Source organism: Ruminococcus champanellensis 18P13 = JCM 17042, from assembly GCF_000210095.1.
Taxonomy (GTDB): domain Bacteria; phylum Bacillota; class Clostridia; order Oscillospirales; family Ruminococcaceae; genus Ruminococcus_F; species Ruminococcus_F champanellensis.
The window spans coordinates 2,562,922-2,573,208 of the sequence record NC_021039.1 but is presented as its reverse complement, the minus strand read 5'-3'; the positions used below and the strand labels follow the sequence as shown (position 1 = coordinate 2,573,208).

The window sequence follows — 10,287 nt, the reverse complement described above, 5'->3', positions numbered from 1 at the left end:
GGGTGCCTTTGAAAAATCATTTTGAATGCTGCGTTTCTACTTGACAAGCGGCCTTGAATATGGTATAATACCATATATCACGCACCATTAGCTCAGTTGGTAGAGCAACTGACTCTTAATCAGTGGGTCCTGGGTTCGAGTCCCCGATGGTGCACCAAACGGCCCGTTGGTCAAGAGGTTAAGACTCCGCCCTCTCACGGCGGCATCGCGAGTTCGATTCTCGCACGGGTCACCAGCATTTCAAAATGCTTTAGTCGGTGTTTATGGCGATGAGGTTCCACCCGTTCCCATTCCGAACACGGAAGTTAAGCTCATCTGCGTTGAAAATACTTGGTTGGTGACGACCTGGGAAGATAAATCAACGCCGGCACAAAACAGTGCAGAGCTTTTGCTCTGCACTCTCTATTCCTCCATAGCTCAGTCGGTAGAGCACCTGACTGTTAATCAGGGTGTCACTGGTTCAAGTCCAGTTGGGGGAGCCAAGAAAAAAGCCTGAACATGTATGTGTTCAGGCTTTCTTGTTGTAGTACTTGTAGGAGGGACAGTTATGCACAGACAACCATATCAAGAGATTCTTAATCTGGAGGAGGAAAGGGCGGAGTACCTGAAGGTATGCAAGAGGAAAAGCCAGAAATATACCCTGTACACCCAGTGGCGTGCACATATTTACAAATTGCTGGAACGGGTTCCGTCAGAGGAGTATTTCTCTAATTTTACCCATTTCCTTATGCTACGAATCAGAGGAGCAAAGGATGTAGAGGCGATAGAACTTCAGGTTATGCTTACATTTCTTTCAATTTCCATTGGCTTGAATTGCTTCACTGAAGGTCTTGGACAGGTTGGGGCAACTCTTCTAATCGGAGTACCGCTGGCAATCATTATTAAAGATGTGCTAAGTGGTTATCATAAACGCAGATTTTATGAGGATTTGTTTTCAATCGCCCAGGAAGCATGGCAGACAAGGTGATAAAGAATTCGATAGGTGGGAGCACGGCGTATGCCGGTGAAAGGCGGACATTATGCAGATTTCAAGCAGATTCACCCTTGCGGTTCATATTCTCCTGTGTCTGGATACCTTCCGGGATCAATACAAGGTCACCAGCGAGTTTCTGGCAGGCAGCACCAATGTGCACCCGGTGATGATCCGGAAGCTGCTGGGTCAGTTAAAGACTGCCGGTCTGGTGGAGGTGACACGGGGCTCCGGCGGTGCAAGCATTGCAAAGCCCCTGGAGCAGATCACCCTGTTGGATGTGTACCGGGCGGTGGACAGTGTGGATGCGGATTCCCTGTTTCATTTCCACGAAAAGCCCAATCAGCTTTGCCCGGTGGGGCGGAATGTGCACGGGGTGCTGGATCCATGCCTTGCCCGTGCACAGCATGCGATGGAACGGGAATTACAGAGCGTCACCATGGCACAGGTGCGTGGAGAGTTGCAGCATCGGCTGGATACGGAGGAGTCGTGAGGATTCACGACTCTTTTTTTCATTGTACCTCTTGACATTACAACAGCGGTGTGCTATACTATGGTTGTAACAATAAATGTTACATCATGAATGGAGGTATTCTTATGAAACAGTACACGAAAATCACACTTGGAGCCGATAGCCGCACGGAGCTGCACGATAAGCTGGGGCTTACCGGTGCCGAGGTCAGCATCAACACCCTGCCGGCAGGGGCGGGCGTGCCCTTTGTCCACGCCCACAAGCAGAATGAGGAGATTTACGGTATCCTGTCCGGCAAGGGCAAGGCGGTGATCGACGGGGAGGAGATTCCTCTGACTGCCGGGGACTGGCTCCGGGTGGCGCCGGCGGCAAAGCGCCAGTTCTCCGCAGCTGCTGACAGTGCCATTTCCTATGTGTGCATTCAGGTGAAGGAGCACTCCCTTGCAGGTTTTACACAGGAGGACGCAGTGGTGGAATGATCCCTGCTGCCACACGCCCGGAGCATCCGCTCCGGGTTTTTTGTCTTCGGTACATCCTACAAAGGAGGTATAGCTGCTTTGTGCAGGGTTCCTATACAATTCGTTGAAAATAAACAACAGGTACATTCTTTGCCACCTTATACATATAAAACAAAATTCAGTTGACATTGCGTCGGAAAGATGGTAAAATAGCATAAAGGGCAGTTCGCCGGCACGAAATAAGGGGCGGTACTGCAAAGGTAAGGGGATCGGGTCATTATGAGTATGCAGACAGAAGCAGCCGGCATTCCGGCATATACACCGGTGGTTACCGGTTCAGTTAAACAATATGTATATAAACGGAAGGGCGGCTTGGTGGATCGACAGATCCGGCTGCTGGCGGAAGCTCCGAGAAGCGAGGATTGGGCATGTCGGGTGGAGCGGCTGGCGGCGGCATTGGTGCTGTTGCCGGAATCCGTTACCAGATTCTGCACCCGGACGGATACGTTGGAACAACTGGAGGAGGAGGTTCCCGGCGTGCATGCAAATGCCAGGGAAGCCCTGGAAAAGGAGGCTGCCGCCCTGTCGGATCGGGTGAGTCGGGACTCCCTGCCGCCGCTGGAGCTGCCCCAGAAGGAGGAGCAGTGGTGCACCCCGGCGTACTGCACCCGGGCGGCAGAAATCTGCGGCGCACGCATTGCCTGGTGCAAGGATGCCATGGCATTCGAGCCGGAATTTCTCACCCTGTCCGAAAGACTCCGGAGCCTGGTGCCGGATACGGGGGCGTTTGAACTGGCGCCGGTGGTGCTGCGGTCTGCCATGATCGACCAGGAGGTATTCACCACCGCCCGGACGGTGCTGACGGCACCGGTGTATGACTGGCTGCCCCAGGTGGCACTGCTGGAAATGAAATTTCACCGGCTCAGCCCGGAGGAGCGGCAGCAGCTATGCAGCGTGCCCATGCTGGAAAAGCTCATCGGGGCATTCAAGACCTGCATGGCGCTGGAGGATCGGATGGCGCAGGATCCGGTGTTCGGCAAGAAGGTATTCAAGGAGAAAAAACGCTGCCGGAAGCGGAACATTCCCTTCCTTTCCAGCAGCATCTATAAACAGTGCAAACAGCCCCAGGTGGCGGATATGCTGAAGAATCCGGATCTGCGGCAGTGTACGGTATGACAGGTGAGGGCATGAAGATGGACAAGGATTATCTGTTGAATCAGCAGCGGCTGACGGAGCTTGCCGCCGCATTCGGGGAGCGGTGCGCCCGGGCGCAGGAGGCTGCCCGGCAGGCGCATGCCGAAAACGAGCAGACCTATCAGCGTGCCAATGGGGATTTATACGCTGTTCCCAGAAGCCAGGTGGAAACCGATCTGCATGCCATGGAGGAGATGGTTGCGGAAATTCAACGGATCCAGAAAAAATTCCCGGCGGACGGGCCGCTGCTGTCGGAGGTGATCGCAGAAACCAAGCCCCTGCCCTTGCGGGGGAAGAAGTGCCTGGATGCGTTTTCCATGCATGCAAAGGCGTTTCTTTCCGCCGCAAAATCCCTGTGCGTGCAGCCGGCTGCCCAGGATGAAGCCGTGTGCGAGCGGCTGGCGGTATCCTACTGCAACGCAAGGGCACTGTACCAGGAACTGGACGCATTGCTGGATCGGGACTATCCCACAAGGGAGATCCGGGCACAGCTGCGCCGGGCTCGGGAGGATCGGGGAGAGCAGATCGACAGCACCTGCCGGGCGCAGTGTGATGTGACCCGGTGGCAGTCGTATGGGGAATGCCGGGCGCTATGTGAAGGGCTGAACCGGCAGGCGGCACAGGTGCGCAGCGATTTGCTGTCCTGTGACCGGCTGGGGGCGGAGGAAGCCCCCAAGCAGATCCTGCTGGGGCGGGCGGCATTCACCCTGTCCCCGGAAACGGAGGGGTTCTGGCAGGAAAATTTCCACCCGGATCCGGAGGCCTTCTGCTCCAACCCCTTTTATGTGGAACTGAATCCGAATTTTTCCTCCATTGTGGTGAACGCCACCGGCGCACAGATCGAAAGCCGGGAGTTTGAGAGCCTGTTGGTGAATTGGTTTTTGCAGTTTCTGGTATCCTTCCCGGTGAAGGCGCTGCACGTCTGCGGCATGCAGGGGGATCTGTCCGGTGTGGTATGCTCCCTGGTGTCGGAGCTGACCAACGGGGTGGGGGAGGCTGTCACCTTTGACGGCCCCAAAGCCACGGAGGATGCCATTGCCGCAGGGGTTGACCGGATCAGCAGCCTGATGGAGGAGCGGATCCGGTTCTACGGCAGAAAATACGCCAATATCTACGACTACAACGCCCATTGTCCGGATACGCCCCAGCCCTTTGTGCTGGTGGTGATCCACAACTATCCCTATGCCTTTGAGGAACGCTCCGTCCGGAAAAAGGTGGAGAATCTTCTGGAAAGCGGTGGGCGCTGCGGCATTCTCACCCTGCTGGTGAACCATACGGACGCCCGGCTGACCCGGTTCGGTGAGCCGGTGCCGCCCCTGGATGCGGACAGGTACGGCTCACTGGTGGTGACCTACACCGGGGAGGGCTGCTTCACCGCAGGGGGCAGAGCATACAGGGCGGACATTGCCCAGCCGGCGTTTTCGGAGGGGGCGCTGTGGCAGCTGCTGGCGGATTCCACAAGATATGTGTCCCGGCCCATCCAGCTGGATTCCCTGCTGCACGAAGCCTATGACCGGACGCCCTATTACGATGAATTGAAGATTCCGGTGGGCAGGAGCGGCAACCAGGTGCAGTACTTCCGTCTGGATGTGGAAAGCACCGGAAAATCCGCTGCTCTGATCGCCGGGGGCACAGGCTCCGGCAAGACCACGTTTCTGCATACCCTCATCCTCAGCGGCGCAATGGCGTATTCTCCGGAGGAGCTGGAGTATTACCTCATTGACTTTAAGGATGGGGTGGAATTTTCCAACTACTTGAAGCGCCCGGGGGAGGCCAGCGCCTACATTCCCCATGTGTCCTTTCTTTCCCTGAAAAACCGGGTGGAGGACGCTTACGATGTGCTGCACAAGATCTCCGCTCTGAAGGAGCAGCGGAACCGGCTGTTCAACCGGGCAGGGGCAACGGATTTCAAGACCTATCACATGAGCAAAAAGGTGCAGAGCGGGGAATTGCCCAGGCTCAAGCGCACCATTGTCATCATTGACGAGTACCAGAATATGCTGGAGGCCACCGGAAACGGCAGTGCGGCACTGGCGGCAAAGTGCTCCGCCCGGCTGCTGGCGCTGCTCAAGGAGATCCGGAATGCCGGCATCAGCATCATCCTCAGCAGCCAGGCCATTTGCGTGGGCAGGGAGGCGAAGGATCAGATTTTCAACCGGATCGTGTTCAGCGGTTCGGAGAATACCATCAACAGCGCCTTTGAAACCAGCCGCAGCGGAGAAATGATGAACGATTTGCAGCAGGAGCGGGGGCTTGCCTACCAGTCGGAGGACGGGGGCGTGCATGCCACCCTGTTCAAGGCGGCGTGGGCAGGGAAAACCAATGGGGCGGAGCATCAGCGGATCGCAAAGGAGATCTGTGACAAGTGGGCGAATATTCCCGTGCCCCCCATGATCATTTCCGGCAACGAAGCACCACTTCTGGTGGGGGAGGGGAACTCCGATCTGTGCCGGTGCGTGCTGCCGGAGCCGGGGGATACCGGGTATCAACTGGTGCTGGGGCAGTCCTTTCTGTCCGACGAGCCGGTGGGACTGGAGCTGTCCAGCGGCACCTTCTCCGGCTATGTGATGCTGGGGGAGCTGTCCAGGCTGCGTGCTCTGGAGGCTTCTGCGGCATTGAGCTTTTTGCAGCAGCTCCGGGCGGAGGGCTGTCCCTTGGCGGATGCAGTCACCTACTGCGACCTGAACTACACCAGCCAGGGGCGCAAATACAGAAGCCCGTTGGAGGATATGGCGCCCATGCTGTCCGGCAGTGTGGCATACATCAAGAACGAAGGGGATGCGGCAGGACAGATCACCCGGCTGCATGACCTGTACCATGCACGGCTGGACGGGCTGAAGGCAGGGGCGGAGATCGATCTTAGCCCCAGACTGCTTATCGTCAGCAGCGCCCGGAATATCCTGGACTTTGCGCCGGAGCAGGCTGCGCCCCGGGAGGAACTCAGCGCCTTTGACCGACTGCTGATGGATACGGACGGAGGGGCTGCACCGGGGGCACGGGAGTTGAGCCAGCAGTTGGAACTGCTGTACACACGGGGCTATGAGCAGCATATTTTCGTGATCCTCACGGAAAAGGAGCCCCAGCGGCTCCGGGAGCTGATCCCCAGAGGCATCCGGTACCAGCGGGCGGTGTTCTGCTCCAGGGAAGCCCTTGCGGCGGCGGACTGGAGCAACGGCGGCGAATATGTGTCGGTGGATACCCTGGCGGCAAACTGCTGCGTGGTGCTGCCCAATGTATCCAAGGTGCGTCCCTATCAGTACGAGAACTGGAAGGGCTGGTTTGACCGGTATCGGGCAGCCCTGTTGGATGGGTGAAAGGAGCCGGTATGCAGGATAAATTTTTTGTAGACCTTGCCCGGTTGGAGGAGTATACCGCATCTTTAAAAAAGCAACTGGATCGGATGCAGGAGACGGAGGCGTATCTGCAAAAGCGCACCCGTGCCCTCAGCGGCATGCTGGAGGATCAGGTGACGGTGCGTCTGGAGGAGGAAATGGGCTATATGCGGCAAAGCGTGGATCGGCTTGGGGGCGAGATCGCCCGGCAGGTGTCGGATACGAAAAAAATGGCAGAGCTGTACCGGATGTATTTGCAGCGGGGTGATATTTTATGAGCGAGCATACCATACGGGCGCAAACGGAGCATCCGGAGGAGGCGATCCTGGCGTTCAGCAAGGAACTGGGGGAGTATGTAGACACCATGTCCCGGCTGTTTTTGCAGTTGAAGCAGGAGCATGCCAATATGCATGACTTCTGGCGTGGGGAGCAGTATGACCGGTTCTCTGCCTTTTTGGATGCTACGGTGGCGGATGCGGTCAAGCAATTGAAGCTGCTCCACGCCATGGAGGGGGATCTTGCCCGGAAGGCAAAGCTGCTCCGGGAGGCGCAGCGGCAATGAACCGGATGCAGAACCTTGCCCGGTGGGACGACCCTCTGGGAGAGCGGCTCAACGGCATGACCCGGCAGGCGTGGGGGCTGTTCACGGCGGAGCAGGCGGCATTTGAGGAGCTGCTGAAGCCCCTGGAGCAGACCTGCCCGGAGGTACAGCCCCTGACCTTTGATCCGGCGTCCCTTGCCCCGCCGGAGGAGTAGCGGCGGAGCATGCAGAACGGGCAGATGCAGCAGACCCCGAAAGGAGGTTCACATGGCACGGTTTTCAGCGGAAACGGTGCGGCTTGCCAAGCAGGAGCTGGATGAGAGTCTGGCAAGGATGCAGCAGACCGCACAGCTTGTGGGGCAGATGCGCCAGCGCATGTTTTACCAGATCGGTTGGATGCGACGCAGGAATACTTCCGTATTGCAAGGAGCTTCCGGGCGATATGGCGGAATATTCGTCAGCAGATGCTGCACAAAGCCGCCAGGCGTGCTTTGCGGTGTGTTGTCCATGATGCAGCAGACCGCACGGTAGCTTGCCCGGCGTGGGGAGCATGCAGAACGGTCGGCACGGGCGGAACAGGCAGCCACCGGAGAAAAGTGCAGGCAGATGCAGCAGACTGCAAAAGGAGGTTCACATGGCACGGTTTTCAGCGGAAACGGTGCGGCTCGCCAAGCAGGAGCTGGATGAGAGCCTGGCGAGGATGCAGCAGACCGCAAAGCAGCTTGCCCGGCGTGGGGAGCATGCGGAACGGTCGGCACGGGCGGAGCAGACAGCCGCCGGAGAAAAGTGCAGGCAGATGCAGCAGCAACTGGATCAGGTGCGGGAGCTGATGGTGCAGAACCAGGCGGCGCTGTACCGGCTGGAGGACGGACTGGGCAGCGCATTTCGCCGGCGGGAGGCGGCGCTGTGCCGGGAAAAGGCGGCGCAGGAGGCGTTGGAGGAAGCCCAGCGTCAGTACCGGGCGGCAAAGGCTATGCCCCTGCCGGCAGAAAACGACCCCTCCTATGCCTTTCTGGAACAGGGCAGACGGAATGCCCTGAAACAGGGGGCACGGCAGATCGCCGATGCACAGGAGCGGATCCGCACCGCCCGGCAGGAGGCGGAGGAGCTGGCGGTACAAATGGGGGATGCGGCACCGAAAATGGATCAGTGCCGGGCGCGGCTTGCACGGCTTGGGGGCGCAGTCACGGCACTGGGCAGTCAGATCCGGACGTTGGAACGGTTCCTGGATTCCCTTGCTGCGGGTCTGGAGGCATACGAAGCACAGGGGCAGACCCACCTGTCCGGTATGGAGCATGCCATCCGGTGCATGGAGGAGCCCCAGCAGTTGGGAACACAGGCGTGGAAGGCGATCTCTGCCTATGAGGATGCCATGAACCGAATCAGATACTAGGTGATAGCATGGAACGGATGGAAACAGCAGCGCCCCATGCATTGCGGGATACCGCAGACAGGCTCCGGCGCACTACAGAGCAGTGCATGGCGGCGCAGGAGCGGATCAACAGGGCGGTGCATCAATACCAGGAGGCGCTGGACGATCGGGTATCCGCCGGAGCGGCACAGGCATTACAGGTGACCGGTCAGCGGCTGGAGGCGGTGTATGCGGCTTACGCAGGGGCATACCGACAGCTGCACCTGGCGGCGGATGCTTTGGAGGCATACGAAAAGCTGGGGAAATAGCACATCGAAAGGACGATCAGAATGGACAGGGACAACAGAGAGGGTATGGAGCAGGCGATCCGGGGGGCGGAGGGTCTGCTGGAGCTGGGGCTTTTCACAGAGGCGGAGGCGGTGTTCCGTCAACTGGCGCAGGAGGCACCGGAGCATTACCGGGTATGGCTTGGGCTGGCACGGCTCCGGAGCAGGAATTTTACCCAGCCGGATCCCAACGCACAGGGCTTGCTGGAGCGGGCTGCGTCCTTTGCCATGACGGTGGACGAATACAATGACCTGAAAGCCACAGTGGGGAGCTATGCCCAGCTGCCGCCCTTTGCCCATGGGGAGCAGGCACCGGACCGGATGCCGGACGTGGAACAGCTGGAAAAGCTGCACCCCATCAGCGTGCCCATGTCCAGCCAGGAGGCAGTGCTGGAGGCAAGGGAGGCTGCCCGGCTGAAGTATCTGAAATGCCTGCTGCTGATCGTGGTGGTGATCGGCTTGCCCACCGCATTCATCGTCAGCTGCAGCAACGGGGTGAACCCCATTACCAACGCCCTGCTGTCGGATTCTCAGCAGGAGGTGCCGCCGCCCACCACCCATCCTGCCACCACAGAAGCGGCAACGGAGCCGGAACCGGAGGGGTGTCCCTATGCAGAGCCCACGGACACGGTAAAGCCCGGCGCAGAGGGGGAGGACGTAAAGTGGATCCAGTGGCAGCTGGTGCGGCAGGGCGCAGAGCTGGAGATCACCGGGGCGTTTGACGAGGACACCCGGCAGGCGGTGCAGGCGTTCCAGATCGATCGGGATATGAAGGCTGACGGCATCGTCGGGGAGGAGACAAGGGAGAAGCTGGGGGAGTAGTTCCCATAGCGCCCCTTGCCGGGCGTTTGTATACACAGTCCGTTGACAAATGCTCTATCTTGTGTTAAACTATTAAAAGAAACCAAAACCGATCTGCAGTCGCATACAGGAGGGCATTATGAGAAACATGGAGGACAAGATCCACGCCAAACAATATATGGAGTGCAACCACTGCGGGGAACTGATCCCGGAGAAAACCCGGCGCTGCCCCCATTGCGGCAAGCTGCAGGTGTCCGCCGGCGTAATCGCCCTGATGATTCTGATCCTGTGTATGATCCTGGCGGTGATCCTTGCCATCCCCCTGTTTTTCGGACATTTCATGGACAAAGCGGAGGAATATGCAAACGATTTCGGGCAGCAGGTTCAGTCCCATTACAGCAGCGGGGCGGATTCCCTGCCGGAATGACCGGAGGATGGACGGCGTTCCTGGTGGGTGATGGGGCGTAGTGCTCTCACTCGAATTTCCCCCACAAAAAAAGAAACCGCACAGAACGGACAAAAGCCCAATTCTGTGCGGTTTTTGCATGGTCTGAGTGACGGGACTTGAACCCACGGCCTCTACCACCCCAAGGTAGCGCGCTACCAACTGCGCCACACCCAGACACGGGGGTCAGTAGTCAGATCAACTGACTACATGATATTATAGCATGTCCATCCGGATTTGTCAACAGGAAATTCAAAAAAATTTTCCCTTTGGCGGATTGTATAGCTTTTGCAGATGGACTTTGTGCAGATTTCAGAGGTTTTGCCTTGTTATCTCCGTAAGAATTGACTTTTCCCACAGATGCTGTTATACTTTT

General features: G+C 58.1%; 14 protein-coding genes, 4 tRNA genes and 1 rRNA gene. 17 read left to right on the top strand and 2 right to left on the bottom strand.

Annotated elements, in window-relative coordinates:
• The first annotated feature begins 81 nt into the window (after window positions 1–81).
• The 17 genes from RUM_RS11795 (at window position 82) to RUM_RS11715 (ending at window position 9,893) form a co-directional block, all read left to right on the top strand.
• Window positions 82–157 (top strand) — tRNA-Lys (locus RUM_RS11795).
• A gap of 3 nt (window positions 158–160) precedes the next feature.
• Window positions 161–235, top strand: a tRNA-Glu gene (locus RUM_RS11790).
• Window positions 236–253: 18 nt separating this feature from the next.
• Window positions 254–370, top strand: a 5S ribosomal RNA gene (gene rrf, locus RUM_RS11785).
• A 36-nt stretch (window positions 371–406) separates the two neighbouring features.
• Window positions 407–482: transfer RNA gene (locus RUM_RS11780), tRNA-Asn, on the top strand.
• Between the two features lie 65 nt (window positions 483–547).
• Window positions 548–967 (top strand): hypothetical protein, encoded by a 420-nt coding sequence (locus RUM_RS11775; RefSeq protein ID WP_015559313.1) that lies wholly within the window; start codon window positions 548–550, stop codon window positions 965–967.
• 52 nt (window positions 968–1,019) lie between these two features.
• Window positions 1,020–1,463 (top strand): Rrf2 family transcriptional regulator, encoded by a 444-nt coding sequence (locus tag RUM_RS11770; protein WP_015559312.1) that lies wholly within the window; start codon window positions 1,020–1,022, stop codon window positions 1,461–1,463.
• 104 nt (window positions 1,464–1,567) lie between these two features.
• Window positions 1,568–1,921 carry a cupin domain-containing protein gene (locus tag RUM_RS11765; RefSeq protein ID WP_015559311.1) on the top strand — a complete coding sequence of 118 codons (354 nt, stop codon included), beginning with the start codon at window positions 1,568–1,570 and terminating at the stop codon, window positions 1,919–1,921.
• A gap of 258 nt (window positions 1,922–2,179) precedes the next feature.
• On the top strand, window positions 2,180–3,076 hold the full coding sequence (locus tag RUM_RS11760) for a hypothetical protein (protein WP_015559310.1): 897 nt from the start codon (window positions 2,180–2,182) through the stop codon (window positions 3,074–3,076).
• Window positions 3,073–6,408, top strand: coding sequence for an FtsK/SpoIIIE domain-containing protein (locus tag RUM_RS11755; RefSeq protein ID WP_015559309.1), 3,336 nt, complete (start codon window positions 3,073–3,075; stop codon window positions 6,406–6,408). Before RUM_RS11760 ends, RUM_RS11755 begins: the two co-directional genes overlap by 4 nt.
• A gap of 11 nt (window positions 6,409–6,419) precedes the next feature.
• Window positions 6,420–6,704 carry a hypothetical protein gene (locus RUM_RS11750; RefSeq protein WP_015559308.1) on the top strand — a complete coding sequence of 95 codons (285 nt, stop codon included), beginning with the start codon at window positions 6,420–6,422 and terminating at the stop codon, window positions 6,702–6,704.
• Window positions 6,701–6,988 (top strand): hypothetical protein, encoded by a 288-nt coding sequence (locus tag RUM_RS11745; RefSeq protein ID WP_015559307.1) that lies wholly within the window; start codon window positions 6,701–6,703, stop codon window positions 6,986–6,988. The genes RUM_RS11750 and RUM_RS11745 overlap by 4 nt, the downstream gene beginning before the upstream one ends.
• The gene (locus RUM_RS11740) at window positions 6,985–7,182 is read left to right on the top strand and encodes a hypothetical protein (RefSeq protein ID WP_015559306.1); all 198 of its coding nucleotides are present in this window, start codon (window positions 6,985–6,987) and stop codon (window positions 7,180–7,182) included. Before RUM_RS11745 ends, RUM_RS11740 begins: the two co-directional genes overlap by 4 nt.
• 52 nt (window positions 7,183–7,234) lie before the next feature.
• Window positions 7,235–7,498 (top strand): hypothetical protein, encoded by a 264-nt coding sequence (locus tag RUM_RS12775; protein ID WP_015559305.1) that lies wholly within the window; start codon window positions 7,235–7,237, stop codon window positions 7,496–7,498.
• Window positions 7,499–7,601: 103 nt separating this feature from the next.
• Window positions 7,602–8,360: a coiled-coil domain-containing protein gene (locus RUM_RS12770; protein WP_015559304.1), complete on the top strand. Its 759-nt coding sequence runs from the start codon at window positions 7,602–7,604 to the stop codon at window positions 8,358–8,360.
• 8 nt (window positions 8,361–8,368) lie between these two features.
• Window positions 8,369–8,647: a PE domain-containing protein gene (locus RUM_RS11725; RefSeq protein ID WP_022357093.1), complete on the top strand. Its 279-nt coding sequence runs from the start codon at window positions 8,369–8,371 to the stop codon at window positions 8,645–8,647.
• A gap of 21 nt (window positions 8,648–8,668) precedes the next feature.
• A complete protein-coding gene (locus RUM_RS11720) occupies window positions 8,669–9,487 on the top strand; it encodes a peptidoglycan-binding domain-containing protein (RefSeq protein ID WP_015559302.1) in 819 nt (272 codons plus the stop codon).
• Window positions 9,488–9,605: 118 nt separating this feature from the next.
• Window positions 9,606–9,893, top strand: a complete 288-nt coding sequence (locus tag RUM_RS11715) for a ribosomal protein L32 (protein ID WP_015559301.1) — start codon at window positions 9,606–9,608, stop codon at window positions 9,891–9,893.
• A gap of 119 nt (window positions 9,894–10,012) precedes the next feature.
• On the opposite strand, the gene RUM_RS11710 is transcribed toward RUM_RS11715, so the two are convergent.
• Window positions 10,013–10,088, bottom strand: a tRNA-Pro gene (locus tag RUM_RS11710).
• Between the two features lie 16 nt (window positions 10,089–10,104).
• On the bottom strand, window positions 10,105–10,287 hold a 183-nt coding region (locus RUM_RS12995; RefSeq protein ID WP_207634951.1), incomplete at its 5' end, for a hypothetical protein.

What these genes read in the sequence shown, in the direction of transcription:
- RUM_RS11775 (WP_015559313.1), top strand. Translation starts at nt 548, where the DNA reads ATGCACAGACAACCATATCAAGAGATTCTTAATCTGGAGGAGGAAAGG.
- RUM_RS11770 (WP_015559312.1), top strand. Translation starts at nt 1,020, where the DNA reads ATGCAGATTTCAAGCAGATTCACCCTTGCGGTTCATATTCTCCTGTGT.
- RUM_RS11765 (WP_015559311.1), top strand. Translation starts at nt 1,568, where the DNA reads ATGAAACAGTACACGAAAATCACACTTGGAGCCGATAGCCGCACGGAG.
- RUM_RS11760 (WP_015559310.1), top strand. Translation starts at nt 2,180, where the DNA reads ATGAGTATGCAGACAGAAGCAGCCGGCATTCCGGCATATACACCGGTG.
- RUM_RS11755 (WP_015559309.1), top strand. Translation starts at nt 3,073, where the DNA reads ATGACAGGTGAGGGCATGAAGATGGACAAGGATTATCTGTTGAATCAG.
- RUM_RS11750 (WP_015559308.1), top strand. Translation starts at nt 6,420, where the DNA reads ATGCAGGATAAATTTTTTGTAGACCTTGCCCGGTTGGAGGAGTATACC.
- RUM_RS11745 (WP_015559307.1), top strand. Translation starts at nt 6,701, where the DNA reads ATGAGCGAGCATACCATACGGGCGCAAACGGAGCATCCGGAGGAGGCG.
- RUM_RS11740 (WP_015559306.1), top strand. Translation starts at nt 6,985, where the DNA reads ATGAACCGGATGCAGAACCTTGCCCGGTGGGACGACCCTCTGGGAGAG.
- RUM_RS12775 (WP_015559305.1), top strand. Translation starts at nt 7,235, where the DNA reads ATGGCACGGTTTTCAGCGGAAACGGTGCGGCTTGCCAAGCAGGAGCTG.
- RUM_RS12770 (WP_015559304.1), top strand. Translation starts at nt 7,602, where the DNA reads ATGGCACGGTTTTCAGCGGAAACGGTGCGGCTCGCCAAGCAGGAGCTG.
- RUM_RS11725 (WP_022357093.1), top strand. Translation starts at nt 8,369, where the DNA reads ATGGAACGGATGGAAACAGCAGCGCCCCATGCATTGCGGGATACCGCA.
- RUM_RS11720 (WP_015559302.1), top strand. Translation starts at nt 8,669, where the DNA reads ATGGACAGGGACAACAGAGAGGGTATGGAGCAGGCGATCCGGGGGGCG.
- RUM_RS11715 (WP_015559301.1), top strand. Translation starts at nt 9,606, where the DNA reads ATGAGAAACATGGAGGACAAGATCCACGCCAAACAATATATGGAGTGC.